The following is a 13006-nucleotide window of genomic DNA, read 5'->3' as shown; positions in this document are numbered from 1 at the left end:
GAGGGCCTTTCGATCAGGCGAGGGCGATGGCCGAGAGCTGGCGCCCGTAGTCGGTCTCGCCGCGATGGGTGGTGCGCCGGAAGGAGAAGAACGCATCCTCCTCGGCATAGGTGCAACGGCCGACGAAACGGGCGGCGACGCCGATGCGCTCCAGCCGCGCGAGGATGAAGGCCGGAAGGTCGAACTGCCGCTTGTCCGGCGAGGCGCCCGGCGCGAAGAAGCGCTCGTTCTCCGCGGACTCGCGCAGGAAGGTCTCGGCCATGTCGGCGCCGACCTCGTAGTTGGGTTGCGTGATGCAGGGGCCGAGCACGGCCTCGATCGATCCGCGGCGGGCGCCGAGGCTCTCCATCGTCTCGACCGTCCGCTCGAGCACGCCGCCCACGGCGCCGCGCCAGCCGGCATGGGCCGCCGCGACGATGCCGCCGCGCGGGTCGGCGAAGAGGATCGGGCCGCAGTCCGCCGTCACCACGCCGACCGCGAGGCCGCGCACCGCCGTCACCACCGCATCCGCCTTCGGGCGCTCGGCGCCGAAGGGCTCAGTCGCCACCAAGGCGTCGGGCGAATGGGTCTGCCAGGGCGTGGCGAGCCGCGAGCTCTCCAGCCCCAGGAAGTGCATAGCCCGCCGCCGGTTCTCGTGCACCGCCTCCGGCTCGTCATGCGAGCCGATGCCGGCGTTGAGGCCGCGATAGAGCCCGGTGGAGACGCCGCCGGCGCGCGTGAAGAACGCGTGCGACAGGCGGCCGTCGGACGCGAACCGCGGGTCCTGGACAGTGTCGCGGGCGCGAAGATGCGAGGCGTTGGAAAGGCGATGATCGAGCATGGTCCGGGATCGTGGGCGAGGGGGGAATCGAAGTCAATCGGAGGAGGGGCGTGCGAAGGGTGGCAGGGCAAGTGCCTGCGACGCGGCGGCGAAGACCTTGAACAGCGCGCCCATCTCGCCCTTTCCCTTGCCCGCCAGGCGATGGACGGCGGCGGTGATCGCCGCGCGCCCGGCCGCGTCCAAATGGGCGCCGAGCCGCCCCGCGCGTTCGGGAAGGCCGAGCGACAGGAGGAAGTCGCCCTGGCTCGCGAGCCCGAACCGGAGCGAGGATGCGGCCCCGGCCATGGCGCGCGCCACCTGCTCGAAATCGACGTGGCTGGTGATGTCGACCTCTCCCGGCGCGTCGAGGACCGGCGCGGCGCCGTGGCGGCGCAGCGCCTGGAGCGTGTCGCCATAGGCCGAGCGGGCATGACCGTAGTCGATCAGGAGCGCCGCGCCGCCCGAGGTCTGCAATCGGGCGCCGAGGGTGCCGCACAGCGCGTCTCGTTCCGGCGAGGCCTCGAACACGGCGCCGTCCTCCGGCTGGGGCAGGCGAGCGAGCGCGGCGGGGACATGGGTCGTCGGCGGCCCTTCGGCGACGGCGAAGGCGTCCCGCGCCGCAGCCACGTAGCGCTCGCGCCACGTTCCCTCCCGTAACACGAACTGCCGGATGGCGAGGGCGTCGAGGAGTTCGTTGGCGACGAGGACGAGCGGCCCAGCGTCCAGGTCCTCGATCCGCGCGACGCGGCGGATCGGCAGGTCGAAGCGGGCCAGCCGTTCCATCTGGACGCCCGCCAGCCGGTCGCTCACCTCGACGAGCCGCACCTGCGCCGCCTGCAGGAAGGCGGGATCGAGCTGGCGCAGCGTGCGCAGCATGTCGGCCATCAGCGTGCCGCGCCCTGGACCCGCTTCCGCGAAGACGAAGGGCGCCGGCCGGCCGAGCCCGTCCCAGGCCGCGAAAGCCCAGGCGGCCAGGAGCTCGCCGAACATCTGGCTGATCTCGGGCGCGGTGGTGAAGTCGCCGCCCGCGCCGATCGGATCGCGGCTTGTGTAGTAGCCGTCGGTCGGATCGAAGAGGCAGAGGTTCCAGAACCGGTCGAGCCGCATCGGGCCGGAGGCCTCGATCTGCGCGCGGATGCGCGCGGACAGATCGCTCACGCGGAGGCCGACGTCTCGGCCGGGCGCGGCTCGTAGGCACGCGGCTTGGCGGTGGCGATCGCCCAGAGGCCGACGAGAAGCATCGGCAGCGACAGGACCATGCCCATTGTCAGCCAGCCGGTGCCGAGAAGGTAGCCGAGCTGGACGTCCGGCATGCGGAAGAACTCCACGAAGATGCGCGCGCAGCCGTAAAGCAGGATGAAGGCGCCGCCGACGAGGCGCGGGCGCCCCAGCGCGCCCAGACGGTGGGTCAGGACGCGCAGGATCAGGAACAGGACCACGCCCTCCAGCGCCGCCTCGTAGAGCTGGCTCGGATGGCGCGGCTCGGGGCCGGCATGGGGGAAGACCATGGCCCAGGGCACCGAGGACGGCGCGCCCCAGAGCTCGCCGTTGATGAAGTTGGCGATGCGCCCGAAGAACAGGCCGAAGGGCACGGAGGCGGCCACCACGTCGATCAGGCTGAACAGCGGAACCTTGTGCGAGCGGCAGAACAGGATCATCGCGATCGTCACGCCGATGAGGCCGCCGTGGAAGGACATGCCGCCTTCCCAGACGCGAAAGGCCGAGAGCGGGTCGGCGAGGACGCGCTCGAAGTCGTAGAACAGGATGGAGCCGAGCCGCCCGCCCGCCACGATGCCGATCGTGATCCAGACGATGAAGTCGTCGATGTCGGCCTTGGTGATGGGCGAGACGCCGTTCGGCCAGAGCCGCGCGTTGCCGACCAGATGGCGCCCGTACAGCCAGCCGCACAGGATGCCGGCGACATAGGCCAGCCCGTACCAGCGCAGCGCGATCGGCCCGATCTGGAGGAAGACCGGGTCGATCTGCGGATAGGCGAGCACGCCCAGAAGGGCAGAGGCTGTCATGGCTGGGCGTCCCCCGAGAGCTTGGCGCGACGAGCCGGGATGTGCGCCGCCCGGCCGGAAGGGTCAAGCCGCTCCATTGCCAAGGGCCGGGCAAGGGCCTACCTCCGAGGGGCTTGAACAAGGAGCGCAGCCATGACCGACCGAGGCCCGAACCGCATGCTGGACGAGTTCGCACGCATGATGACCGACGCGGCCGGCGCGGCCCAGGGGGTGCGCCGCGAAATGGAAACCGTGTTCCGCTCCCAGGGCGAGCGCTTCATCAACTCTATGGATCTCGTCCAGCGGGAGGAGTTCGAGGCCGTGCGCGAAATGGCGACCCGCGCCCGCGTCGAGAACGAAGCGTTGAAGAAGCGGGTGGCCGAGCTGGAGGCCCGCTTGTCCGGCAACCCCACGCCGGCGGTCTGAGGCTTTTCCACAGGCCATGCACAGGTTCGTCACGGACCCGTCGCGCGGGTCCGGATTGCGAAAAGTGTGAGGGGTGAATCCCTTAACGCAAGGCGCAGGCGGCAGGCGGCGAGGCCCGCTCCCGGCGAATCTTAAAATCCCGTTTCCGCCTCTGGTTTCACGAGTCGGCGTCGATACACTGATTCTCAACGGTGATTCGCCACGGCGGCGGTTTCCGGGAGGCGCGGAGCCGAGGGTCTTACGAGGAATTCGACCCTTGACGACGGGGTGCGTGCGGCGCCCCGGCGATCCCGCGTCCGATGCGGCACGGGGAACTCAGGACATGCAACTCAACGAATTCGACGTCGGCCGATCATGCCACCCGGTGGATGTGATCGAGACCGTCGCCTCCCATCACGACTGGTCGTTCGAGCGTCCCTGCGACGACGAGATCGCCGTCTCGGTGCGCGGCGCCTGGACCGACTATTCCGTGTCCTTCTCCTGGATGGAGCCGTCCGAGGCGCTCCATCTCGGCTGCGCCTTCATGTTGAAGGTGCCCGCGCGGCGCCAGGTCGAGACGATGCGCCTCCTGTCGCGCATCAACGAGCAGCTTCTGGTCGGCCATTTCGACCTCTGGCCCGACGAGGGCGCCGTCATGTTCCGCCACGCCATGCTCCTGCCCGGCGGCGTGCAGCCGACGAGCCAGCAGGCCGAGCGGCTCCTGTCGGCGGCGCTGGAGGCGTGCGAGCGCTACTACCAGGCCTTCCAGTTCGTGGTCTGGGCCGACAAAGGGGCCGAGGAGGCGCTGGCCTGCGCCGTGTTCGATACGGTCGGCAACGCATGACGGCGGGCATCGCGCCGGTCGGCCGGCTTCTGCTTCTCGGCGGCGGCAACATGGGCGGCGCGATGCTGCGCGGCTGGATCGAGGGCGGTCTCGATCCGGCCTCCGTCACCATCCTCGACCCCAACCCGTCGCCGGCGCTCGGCGACGTGTTCGAGCGCGGCGTGCGCCATGCGACCTCGGCGCCGGATGAGCGCCAGGACGTCGTGATCCTCGCGGTGAAGCCGCAGGTGCTCGCCGAGGCGGTAGCGCCCTTGCGCCCGGCGCTGAAGGACGAGACGCTGCTGATCTCGGTCGCGGCCGGGCGCACCGTCGCCTTCATCGAAGAGCATCTCGGGCAGAGGCCGGTCGTGCGCGCCATGCCCAACACGCCGGCGCTGATCGGGCGCGGCATCACCGGCGCCTTCGCCAACGCACGGGTGACGCCGGGCCTCAAGGCGACCGCGACCGACCTCCTGTCGGCCTGCGGACCGGTGGAATGGGTGTCGTCGGAGGACGACATCGACCGCGTGACGGCTGTGTCGGGCAGCGGCCCCGCCTATGTGTTCCTGCTCGCCGAAGCCCTGGCGCAAGCGGGCGTGAAGGCCGGCCTCGACCCCGACCTCGCCATACGCCTCGCGCGGCATACGGTGGCGGGCGCGGGCGAGCTGATGATCCGCTCCGACGATCCGCCGGCGCAGCTTCGCCGCAACGTCACCTCGCCCAAGGGCACGACCGAGGCGGCGCTCGGCGTCCTGATGGCGGAAGACGGCCTGCAGCCGCTGATGACGAAGGCCGTCGCCGCCGCGCGCGACCGGGCGGTCGAGCTTTCCAAAGGGTGAGCCGATGAGCAGTGACACGACGGGCGTCGCCACGCAGATCACCTTCGACGACTTCATGAAGGTCGATATCCGCGTCGGCACGATCGTCTCGGCCGAGCCCTTCCCGGAGGCGCGCAAGCCCGCCTTCCGCCTCGTGATCGATTTCGGACCGGAGATCGGTCGGAAGAAGTCCTCGGCCCAGATCACCGTGCGCCATTCCCTGGAGGAGCTCGTCGGGCGGCAGGTCATGGCGGTGGTCAACTTCCCGCCGCGCCAGATCGGACCGATGCGCTCGGAAGTGCTGACCCTCGGCTTCCCCGACGAGGCCGGCAACGTCGTACTGGCCGCCCTTTCTCATCCCGTCCCGAACGGCGGTCGGCTGTTTTAGGCCGGAATCCGGACCAGCGCCTTCAATCCGCCGAGCGGGGAGTCCGACAGGAGGATGTCGCCGCCGTGGCTTCGCGCAACGTCGCGCGCGATGGCAAGGCCGAGGCCCGTGCCGCCCGCGTCGATGTTGCGGGCCTCGTCGAGGCGCACGAAGGGCTTGAACACCTCCTCGCGCTGGATCGCCTCGATGCCCGGCCCGTCGTCCTCCACCGAGACCGACAGCCAGCGATCGTCATGCCGAGCCGTGAGCCGCACCGCGTTACCATGGCGAAGCGCGTTGGCGACGAGGTTGCCGAGGCAGCGCACGAAGGCGTCCGGCCGCACGGATACGCGCGGGTCGCCCACGACGTCGGTCTCGATCAGCCGGTTCTTTAGCGCCGCTTCGCTCTCGAAGCGCGCGAAGACCCGTTCGAGATCGAGCTCGCCAACCTCCTCGCCGCCTTCGCCCTTGGCGAAGGCGAGATAGCCCTCCAGCATCCGGCCCATCTCGTCGACATCATGCTCCAGCTCGCGTCGGTCCTCGTTGTCGTCGAGGAGAGCGAGTTGGAGGCGGAAGCGGGTGAGGACGGTGCGCAAATCGTGGCTGACGCCGTTCAGCATCTGCGTGCGCTGCTCGATCTGCCGCTCGATGCGGTCGCGCATCTGGATGAAGGCGAGCGAGGCGCGGCGTACCTCCGAGGCGCCGCGCACCCGGAAGTCGGCCGGCATCGGCTGTCCCCGCCCGAAACCCTCGGCCGCCTGGGCGAGCTTCTGGATGGGGCGGATCTGGTTGCGCAGGAACAGGATGGCGATCAGGATCAGCACCAGCGACGTGCCGACCATCCAGACCAGGAAGATGTGGCTATTGGAGGCATAGGCGGAATTGCGCGGCGCGAAGATGCGCAGGATATGGTCGGCGAGCTGGATGCGGATCTCGACGATGCGCGATTCGCCGAGCGTGTCGATCCAGAACGGCCGGTTGATCTGCCGCGTGATCTCCTCCGACAGAATGCCATCGAGAATGTTGAAGAAGGGCTTTGGCGCCGGGGCGGGCAGGGGCTCTGGCGGCAGGACGAGGACGTTCAGTGCCAGCCGCTCGCGGGCGATCCGGCTGACCTCGGCATACTGGCCGCTCGGATCGGGATAGGTCTCGATCATGTCGATCACCGCCGCGATATCCTGCACCACGGCGGCCGACAGGCGCTGCGTCACGGTCTGCCAGTGACGCTCCATGAAGACGAAGGCGACCACCGACTGGAGCAGCACCATCGGCGCGATGATGATGATCAGCGAGCGGGCGTAGAGGCCCTTGGGCGTGCGGCGCGAGACGAAGCGGCGGAGCTGCCGCGAAACGCCGCGCAGATAGGGCCAGAGCCCGCGCCGGGGCGGCCGCTTCGGCTCGGTCTCCGGCGCGCTCCCCTCCAGGACCGCCGAATCGATCAGCCGGTCAATCGACATTCAGGCGATAGCCGATGCCGCGCACGGTCTGCAGCCAGAGCGGGTTGGCCGGGTCGCTCTCGATCTTGCGGCGCAGCCGGTTGATCTGAACGTCGACCGTGCGCTCGCCGACCTCCGCCTCGTTGGCGAGAAGATCCTGGCGCGGGATCGTGTCGCCGGCCTTCTGAGCGAACTGGGTCATGATCTCCTGCTCGCGCTCGGTCAGGCGGATGATCTCGGCTCCGCGACGCAGCTCCTTGCGCGACAAGGAGAAGGAAAAGGGGCCGAAGCGGACGTGCTCGACCTTCTGCACCGGCGCCGGGCTGCCGCGCTTCAGGATGTTGTTGATGCGCAGGAGAAGCTCGCGCGGATCGAAGGGCTTGGCGAGGTAGTCGTCGGCTCCCGCCTCCAGGCCGAGGATGCGGTCGTCGGTCTCCGAACGGGCGGTCAGCATGAGGATCGGGATCTCGCGATGGGGCGAGACGGCCCGCACGAGGTCGAGCCCGCTTTCGCCCGGCATCATCACGTCCACGATCATGAGGTCGAACTCGAGCCCCTGCAGGATGCGTCGTGCCTCCGCCGCGTCGGCGGCCACCGAAACGCGGAAGCGCCGCTCCGACAGGAAGCGCGAAAGGAGGCTGCGAATCCGCCGGTCGTCGTCGATCACCAGAAGATGGGGCGCATCGTCCATGGATTCGTCGGCCAGCGGCTGATCGTCGGTCATCGTCACCTATCGGTTCTCCCTTCCGATGCCCTTGCGCGCGAACCAATCCCGCGTCGCCTTGCGATCCGCGCCCATTTCCAGGAGGAAATCGTTGACGAGGCCGGGATCGTCCAGGGCGGCGGCACGAAAAGCGGCGTCGATGCGCCTCCCCTGGGCGCGGGAGAGTTCGAGCGTGAGATCGCGGCCTTTCTGCGTCGGATAGAGGCGGCGCTGCCGCCGGTCGTCCGTGCCCTGGACCTGGGCGATAAAACCGTCGTCGATCAGTTGCCGCAGGACGCGCGACAGGGACTGCTTGGTGATCTCCAGGAGATCCAGGATCTCCGCGATGGTCATGCCCGGATCGCGGTTGACGAAATGCAGGATGCGATGGTGCGCCCGGCCGAACCCGTAGCGTTCCAGGATGGAGTCGGCGTCGCCCGTGAACTCGCGATAGGCGAAGAAGAAGAGCTCGATCAGCCGGAAGTCCAGTTCCCCGCGCGTCGGCAACGGTTCGACGACGATGTCGGCATCGTCCGGGGCGGGGGCGTCGGCCAAGGGCAGGTCCATCGAGATAGGTCAGCACTGTTGACGTATATGGCCACCATTGTTACACCCAAGCGGCCGGCCGGGAACAGCGGCCGTCGACGTGCTGGCTTCGCCGACATCCGGTTTCCCCGGGCATTTCACGAAGCTTTGCCGTATTTTCAGCCCATGAACGCCGCATCCTCGCTGGACCGACGGTCATGCCACCGCGCCCGGGCGGTCGGGAGGGTCGGCGCATCGCCGGGTCGATGCGCACGCAAAGACAGGAAAGGGCGCCGACGGCGCGAGATCCCACCATGAGCAGCGTTCCCTTCGACCAACTCGACGGCCAGATCTGGTACAACGGCGAATTCGTGCCCTGGAGGGATGCCCAGGTCCATGTGCTGACCCACGGCCTCCATTATGCCAGCGCCGTTTTCGAGGGCGAGCGGGCCTATGGGGGCGCGATCTTCAAGCTGCGCGAGCACACGGACCGCCTGATCGAATCGGGCCGCATCCTCGGCTTCGAAATCCCCTACAGCGCCGACGAGATCGACGCCGCCTGCAACGAGCTCCTGAGCCGCCAGGGCTTCACCGACGCATATGTGCGCCCAATCGCCTGGCGCGGCTCGGAATCCATGGGCGTCTCGGCGCAGAAGAACCGGATCAATCTCGCGATCGCCATCTGGCAGTGGCCGAGCTATTTCGATCCCGAGCAGCGCATGAAGGGCATCCGCCTCGACCTTGCGGAATATCGCCGCCCCGACCCGCGCACCGCGCCCTCGCGCGCCAAGGCGGCCGGCCTTTACATGATCTGCACCCTGTCCAAGCACGCGGCCGAGGCCAAGGGATACGCCGATGCGCTGATGCTCGACTGGCGCGGGCGCGTGGCCGAGGCGACGGGCGCCAACGTCTTCTTCGTCAAGGACGGCGCGATCCATACGCCCGACCCCGACTGCTTCCTCGACGGCATCACCCGCCGCACCGTGATCGACCTCGCCAAGCGCCGCGGCTACGAGGTGCAGGTCCGCGCCATCATGCCGGAGGAGCTGGAGGGTTTCACCGAATGCTTCCTGTGCGGCACCGCCGCGGAGGTGACGCCCGTGGCGGAGATCGGCCCCTACCGCTTCACGCCGGGCGACGTGACCCGGCGCCTCGTCGAGGACTATGCCGCCGAGGTGCAGCCGAAGCGCCTCGCCGCCGAATAGGCGGCCCCTCTGTCGGCCGGATCGGGGCTCGCCGCGAGGCGAGCCCTTTTCTTTTGGCGCCCCGCGCCCGACATCCCGTCCAGCATCGTCAGTCAGGATCGCCCCGCATCATGCCTCTTGCCGCCGAGATCGTTCCCGTCACCCCGTTCCAGCAGAATTGTTGCATCTTCTACGACGACGCGGACAAGTCGGCGGTGGTGGTGGACCCCGGCGGCGACGTCGACCGCATCGAGACCGCGCTGAAGCGCCTCGGCCTGACCGTCAAGGGCATCTGGATCACGCATGGCCATATCGACCATGCGGGCGGGGCGATGGACCTCAAGGACGCGCTCGGCGTGCCCATCATCGGCCCGCACCGGGCGGACGAGATGCTGCTCGGGCGGCTGGAGGACCAGGCCCGCATGTTCGGCCTGCCGGGGCGGTTCCGCAACTGCGTGCCCGACCGCTGGCTGGAGGAGGGCGAGATCCTGTCGCTGGGCGACCACCGCTTCGAGGTGATCCATGCCCCCGGTCATGCGCCGGGCCATGTCGTCTTCTACAACCGCGACGCGGCATTCCTGCATGCCGGCGACGTTTTGTTCTCCGGCTCGATCGGGCGCACCGACCTGCCGGGCGGCGACCACGCACAGCTTCTCGCCACGATCCGCGACAAGATCCTGCCGCTCGGCGACGAGGTCGGCTTCATCTGCGGCCATGGCCCGGGAAGCCGCCTGGGGATCGAGCGCCGGACCAACCCCTTCCTTCGCTGAAAAGAATCAGGGCTCGCCGGTGCAGAAGCGGCGCTGGCCGTCTTCGCCGACATAGGTGCCGAGCGAGGCATCGAAGGTCGAGTGGCGCCCGACGCAGTCGCGCAGCCATTCGGGCGTCCAGGGCTCGAGATGGGGGCGGGCAGGCTCCGGTGTCGCGGCCGGCGCGGGCGAAACCGGCTCGGGAACCTGCATCTCGGCCTGGCGCGCTTCGGCCGCGGGAGCCTCGACGTCCGGCTCCGGTGCCGCGACCGGCTCTTCCCGGACGCTGGCCCGGCGCTCGGCGGCCGGCGGATCGACGGGCCGGTCCGTCATGTCGGTGTCGGGATAGACCGCGGCCGGCGGCACATAGGCGACCGGTGCCGGCGGGGGCTCGGCGAGCGCGACCGCGGCGACCGGTTCGTTCTGCGTCTGCGTGCGGCCGAAGTCGGGGCTGATGCGGATGATCTTCGCGCTGCCGGCATGCACCACGTCGAGCCCGTCCGGGCCGTAGGGGCGGCGGTCCAGGCGGTCGGTCTCGATGTCGAGGATCTTGGCGCCGCCGCCGATGGCGCTGTGGATGGCGGCCGACAGGGCGGCGAGATCGGCGCCGGTGTTGATCACGATGATTCCGCCGTCGGCCTGGGCCGTCCCCGCCGTGCCGTAGAAGGCCCCCCGCTCGACGGAGCCACCGAGGGCGCTGACCTCGATGATGGATCCGTGGGATCGGTAGCGCGGCGCCATGTACCCGCCGTCTCGACCGTCGCGCACGGCCCGGCCCTGTTCGGTGCGGGCGCCCCGGCGTACGTCCTGGACGCTGCGGACATCCAGGGTGCGGCTCGTGGGGAACTGGTCGAGCACCGCCTCGGTCTCGAAGGCGGCGGCGCGGGAAGCTGCGCAAGCGAGAAGGGCCGTGCCGATGATCGGGAAAATGCGCTTCATGTCCGTCCTGCCCGGTTAATCCTTGATTAAGGAATGTGTGCCGGCAGGCTCCAAGTCAAACGGGCGGGGGCCGAGAGTTAAATCGCGGTTAACAAGCAAAACGGCCCGCCGAGCGATCGGCGGGCCGTTTGAAACTTGGTTTGGGCGGGACCCCGGTGCCGGGGAACCCGGAGAAGCGGCTGGTCAGTCGGCCGCTTCGAGGTTCACGGCCTTGGGACCCTTGCCGCGCTTGTCGGGCTCGGTCTCGTAGGAAACCTTCTGGTTCTCGACCAGACCCGGCAGGCCGGAGGCCTGCACGGCGGAGATGTGGACGAAGATGTCCGCGCCGCCGTTGTCGGGCTTGATGAAACCAAAGCCCTTCTCGGTGTTGAAGAACTTGACCGTACCGGTCTGTGCCATGTCTCGTACCCTTTTCCTTGGGCTATGTATGGTCCCCTTGCGGGGGCTGCAGGCAAGTCTTCATGCGAAGGAAAAGGAACCGATACATCGTGGCCCGCTTGCACGGCCCACTCGGGGGATGCGCCCCCGATACGCAATTCGTCCATTACCCGAGTTCGCGAATTTGCCCGAACAAGAAAAGTGTGCAAGCAGTCGCTTGACTTTGCAAGCGAAAGTTTCACGGCGCGGCTTGTTTGGTACGTCACAGGTCCATTTGGTCTGCTTTATCGGCCTTCAAGTGCAGATAGATCGCTAGACTGACGAAGTGCGAAGCGCCTGGATTTCGCCTCACATGCGCCGCCGGGAAGCCCCTTTCGCGGCCGCTTCCAAATGCCCGAGGCCGTTGGCCGGTTCACGAATTTCGCCGGAACATCCCCGTCGCGCAGGGCTTCCCCTCCCGAACCCCGAACGGGGACCAACCGATACGGAGATCCACCATGAAGCGGATTCTGACCGCCACGGCCGCCCTGGCCTTCCTCGCCGCTCCCGCGCTCGCCCAGTCCACCGACGGTGGCACCACCAATGGCGGCACGACCGTCCTGCCGCCGACCGGCGCCACCGGCACCACGACGACGGGCGGAACCGACGCCATGGGCAACGCGGCGCGCACCGGCGACACGGCGGCTCAGCCGAGCACCGGCACCATGGGCACGGACGACACGTCCACCAGCTCCACCACGCCGGACGCTCCGATGGGCGCGGGCACGCCGACGCAAGGCATGGATGCAGGAGCGGGCGCCGCGGCCAGCGGAACCACGCCGTCGGGCGGCATCGTCCCGGGGCAGACGCCGGAGTGATCCGACGCGCCCAGCGCTAGCCAACGGACGCCGCCCCGCACTCCCTGCGGGGCGGCGTCTTTCGTAGGCACGCCGCCGGAACAGGCGGCCCCCCCCGGCATTAGAAGGGGAGACACCTTTTCAAGGACGCGCCCCATGTACCGGCTCCTCGCCCCCGCCCTTCTTCTTGCCGCCGGTTTTGCCGCCCCCGTCGCGGCGCAGACCATGGCCCCGGACGAGTTTCGAGCGGGCCAGAGCGTCTCGCAACCGGCGAACGGCCTGCCCGGCGTCGGCATGGGCATCGGCACGGCGGGCGGCGACCGTGGCTCACGCGGCCCCGGCGGGTTGCAGAACGGTGTCGGCGCCTATGGCAACATGACGCCGGATGCCTCCGGCTCGGCTGGCAACACCCTGACGCGCGTTCCCGGCGCGATCCCGGAGGGCGGGCGCAGCGGCGTGGGGATCCCGCTCGGCGGGCCGGCCGTCAGAGGCAACTGAACCAGCCCCGATGGTCTCGACCAAGGCCCGCCCCGGCGGGCCTTTTTCGTGGGGTGACGCGCTGGAACCATCGGCTTTGCCACATCGTTGCCGAACCAACGACACAGGAGCGCCATAAGACTTTCGAGCCGGCGCCGACCAGGGTGGACGACGATGAAAGAGTGCCTCTACGCCAGCGCCGGTCTTGCGCTGATCCTGATTGCTTTCCCCGCCTTGGCCTACGACCGGGAGACGGGCACCATCCTGTCGCCGCGCGAGCGTCAGGAGGTGGTGCGCGAGGTCGTGCTGCCGGACGGTCGCGTGGTGTTGCAGACGGAGAACTACGGCTTCCCCGCCTTCTTCGGCCTCGGCGACGCGCGTGGCAAGGCGTCCTCGATCCCGCTGGTTGGCGGTCGCACGCCGTCCGTCGAGGCTTCGACGCCCTCGTCCGGCTTGGTCCCCGGACAGAACCCGGAATAACGGACCATCGGACGCGCCAAAGCGCCCGCACCGCTGATCGCGGCCGGGTTGATGGCGTGGTTGCGTCTCGTGCCGCCGTTCCTT

The 13006-nt window shown here is 69.1% G+C and carries 17 protein-coding genes; 9 read left to right on the top strand and 8 right to left on the bottom strand.

Annotated elements, in window-relative coordinates:
- Nucleotides 1–13 precede the first annotated feature (13 nt).
- From pgeF to lgt, 3 genes are read right to left on the bottom strand one after another with little or no spacing between them, the layout of a single operon-like run.
- The gene (gene pgeF, locus O5O54_RS06345) at nucleotides 14–820 is read right to left on the bottom strand and encodes a peptidoglycan editing factor PgeF (RefSeq protein ID WP_279479940.1); all 807 of its coding nucleotides are present in this window, start codon (nucleotides 818–820) and stop codon (nucleotides 14–16) included.
- 33 nt (nucleotides 821–853) lie between these two features.
- Nucleotides 854–1957: a class I SAM-dependent methyltransferase gene (locus O5O54_RS06340; protein WP_279479939.1), complete on the bottom strand. Its 1104-nt coding sequence runs from the start codon at nucleotides 1955–1957 to the stop codon at nucleotides 854–856.
- Nucleotides 1954–2823 carry a prolipoprotein diacylglyceryl transferase gene (gene lgt / locus O5O54_RS06335; RefSeq protein ID WP_279479938.1) on the bottom strand — a complete coding sequence of 290 codons (870 nt, stop codon included), beginning with the start codon at nucleotides 2821–2823 and terminating at the stop codon, nucleotides 1954–1956. Before lgt ends, O5O54_RS06340 begins: the two co-directional genes overlap by 4 nt.
- Before the next feature lie 132 nt (nucleotides 2824–2955).
- On the opposite strand from lgt, the gene O5O54_RS06330 reads away from it, so the two are divergent.
- The 4 genes from O5O54_RS06330 (at nucleotide 2956) to O5O54_RS06315 (ending at nucleotide 5236) form a co-directional block, all read left to right on the top strand.
- Nucleotides 2956–3228 (top strand): accessory factor UbiK family protein, encoded by a 273-nt coding sequence (locus tag O5O54_RS06330; RefSeq protein ID WP_279479937.1) that lies wholly within the window; start codon nucleotides 2956–2958, stop codon nucleotides 3226–3228.
- 322 nt (nucleotides 3229–3550) lie between these two features.
- On the top strand, nucleotides 3551–4051 hold the full coding sequence (locus O5O54_RS06325) for a YbjN domain-containing protein (protein ID WP_279479936.1): 501 nt from the start codon (nucleotides 3551–3553) through the stop codon (nucleotides 4049–4051).
- Nucleotides 4048–4869, top strand: coding sequence for a pyrroline-5-carboxylate reductase (proC, locus tag O5O54_RS06320; protein WP_279479935.1), 822 nt, complete (start codon nucleotides 4048–4050; stop codon nucleotides 4867–4869). Before O5O54_RS06325 ends, proC begins: the two co-directional genes overlap by 4 nt.
- A gap of 4 nt (nucleotides 4870–4873) precedes the next feature.
- Nucleotides 4874–5236, top strand: coding sequence for a tRNA-binding protein (locus O5O54_RS06315; protein ID WP_279479934.1), 363 nt, complete (start codon nucleotides 4874–4876; stop codon nucleotides 5234–5236).
- Here O5O54_RS06315 and O5O54_RS06310 read toward each other — a convergent pair.
- From O5O54_RS06310 to O5O54_RS06300, 3 genes are all read right to left on the bottom strand, one after another.
- A complete protein-coding gene (locus O5O54_RS06310) occupies nucleotides 5233–6576 on the bottom strand; it encodes an ATP-binding protein (protein WP_407061670.1) in 1344 nt (447 codons plus the stop codon). The genes O5O54_RS06315 and O5O54_RS06310 overlap by 4 nt on opposite strands.
- Before the next feature lie 85 nt (nucleotides 6577–6661).
- Complete coding sequence (locus O5O54_RS06305) at nucleotides 6662–7375, bottom strand: response regulator (RefSeq protein WP_279480391.1); 714 nt, start codon at nucleotides 7373–7375, stop codon at nucleotides 6662–6664.
- 6 nt (nucleotides 7376–7381) lie between these two features.
- Nucleotides 7382–7921, bottom strand: coding sequence for a MarR family transcriptional regulator (locus O5O54_RS06300; protein ID WP_279479933.1), 540 nt, complete (start codon nucleotides 7919–7921; stop codon nucleotides 7382–7384).
- Nucleotides 7922–8193: 272 nt separating this feature from the next.
- Between O5O54_RS06300 and O5O54_RS06295 the strand changes: the two genes are divergently transcribed.
- Together O5O54_RS06295 and O5O54_RS06290 are read left to right on the top strand one after the other, a co-directional pair.
- On the top strand, nucleotides 8194–9084 hold the full coding sequence (locus tag O5O54_RS06295) for a branched-chain amino acid aminotransferase (RefSeq protein ID WP_279479932.1): 891 nt from the start codon (nucleotides 8194–8196) through the stop codon (nucleotides 9082–9084).
- A gap of 110 nt (nucleotides 9085–9194) precedes the next feature.
- Nucleotides 9195–9833 carry an MBL fold metallo-hydrolase gene (locus O5O54_RS06290; protein ID WP_407061667.1) on the top strand — a complete coding sequence of 213 codons (639 nt, stop codon included), beginning with the start codon at nucleotides 9195–9197 and terminating at the stop codon, nucleotides 9831–9833.
- A 6-nt stretch (nucleotides 9834–9839) separates the two neighbouring features.
- On the opposite strand, the gene O5O54_RS06285 is transcribed toward O5O54_RS06290, so the two are convergent.
- Entirely contained in the window at nucleotides 9840–10751 is a 912-nt protein-coding gene (locus O5O54_RS06285; protein ID WP_279479931.1) for a hypothetical protein, read from the bottom strand.
- 183 nt (nucleotides 10752–10934) lie between these two features.
- On the bottom strand, nucleotides 10935–11150 hold the full coding sequence (locus O5O54_RS06280; protein ID WP_119539218.1) for a cold-shock protein: 216 nt from the start codon (nucleotides 11148–11150) through the stop codon (nucleotides 10935–10937).
- A 476-nt stretch (nucleotides 11151–11626) separates the two neighbouring features.
- On the opposite strand from O5O54_RS06280, the gene O5O54_RS06275 reads away from it, so the two are divergent.
- From O5O54_RS06275 to O5O54_RS06265, 3 genes are all read left to right on the top strand, one after another.
- Nucleotides 11627–11986, top strand: coding sequence for a hypothetical protein (locus O5O54_RS06275; protein ID WP_279479930.1), 360 nt, complete (start codon nucleotides 11627–11629; stop codon nucleotides 11984–11986).
- Between the two features lie 135 nt (nucleotides 11987–12121).
- Nucleotides 12122–12463 (top strand): hypothetical protein, encoded by a 342-nt coding sequence (locus tag O5O54_RS06270; RefSeq protein ID WP_279479929.1) that lies wholly within the window; start codon nucleotides 12122–12124, stop codon nucleotides 12461–12463.
- A gap of 153 nt (nucleotides 12464–12616) precedes the next feature.
- Nucleotides 12617–12922 carry a hypothetical protein gene (locus O5O54_RS06265; protein WP_279479928.1) on the top strand — a complete coding sequence of 102 codons (306 nt, stop codon included), beginning with the start codon at nucleotides 12617–12619 and terminating at the stop codon, nucleotides 12920–12922.
- Nucleotides 12923–13006 lie beyond the last annotated feature (84 nt).

The sequence above is a fragment of the Aureimonas sp. SK2 genome, assembly GCF_029813115.1.
GTDB lineage: Bacteria > Pseudomonadota > Alphaproteobacteria > Rhizobiales > Rhizobiaceae > Aureimonas.
The sequence above is the reverse complement of the archived record's forward strand: the minus strand, read 5'-3'. Positions and strand labels throughout refer to the sequence as shown.

Bases quoted from the DNA above. Each gene is read 5' to 3' on its own strand.
- lgt (WP_279479938.1), bottom strand. From the start codon at position 2,823: ATGACAGCCTCTGCCCTTCTGGGCGTGCTCGCCTATCCGCAGATCGAC.
- O5O54_RS06305 (WP_279480391.1), bottom strand. From the start codon at position 7,375: ATGACCGACGATCAGCCGCTGGCCGACGAATCCATGGACGATGCGCCC.
- O5O54_RS06290 (WP_407061667.1), top strand. From the start codon at position 9,195: ATGCCTCTTGCCGCCGAGATCGTTCCCGTCACCCCGTTCCAGCAGAAT.
- O5O54_RS06280 (WP_119539218.1), bottom strand. From the start codon at position 11,150: ATGGCACAGACCGGTACGGTCAAGTTCTTCAACACCGAGAAGGGCTTT.
- O5O54_RS06275 (WP_279479930.1), top strand. From the start codon at position 11,627: ATGAAGCGGATTCTGACCGCCACGGCCGCCCTGGCCTTCCTCGCCGCT.
- O5O54_RS06285 (WP_279479931.1), bottom strand. From the start codon at position 10,751: ATGAAGCGCATTTTCCCGATCATCGGCACGGCCCTTCTCGCTTGCGCA.
- O5O54_RS06265 (WP_279479928.1), top strand. From the start codon at position 12,617: ATGAAAGAGTGCCTCTACGCCAGCGCCGGTCTTGCGCTGATCCTGATT.
- O5O54_RS06270 (WP_279479929.1), top strand. From the start codon at position 12,122: ATGTACCGGCTCCTCGCCCCCGCCCTTCTTCTTGCCGCCGGTTTTGCC.
- O5O54_RS06325 (WP_279479936.1), top strand. From the start codon at position 3,551: ATGCAACTCAACGAATTCGACGTCGGCCGATCATGCCACCCGGTGGAT.
- proC (WP_279479935.1), top strand. From the start codon at position 4,048: ATGACGGCGGGCATCGCGCCGGTCGGCCGGCTTCTGCTTCTCGGCGGC.
- O5O54_RS06315 (WP_279479934.1), top strand. From the start codon at position 4,874: ATGAGCAGTGACACGACGGGCGTCGCCACGCAGATCACCTTCGACGAC.
- pgeF (WP_279479940.1), bottom strand. From the start codon at position 820: ATGCTCGATCATCGCCTTTCCAACGCCTCGCATCTTCGCGCCCGCGAC.
- O5O54_RS06295 (WP_279479932.1), top strand. From the start codon at position 8,194: ATGAGCAGCGTTCCCTTCGACCAACTCGACGGCCAGATCTGGTACAAC.
- O5O54_RS06300 (WP_279479933.1), bottom strand. From the start codon at position 7,921: ATGGACCTGCCCTTGGCCGACGCCCCCGCCCCGGACGATGCCGACATC.
- O5O54_RS06330 (WP_279479937.1), top strand. From the start codon at position 2,956: ATGACCGACCGAGGCCCGAACCGCATGCTGGACGAGTTCGCACGCATG.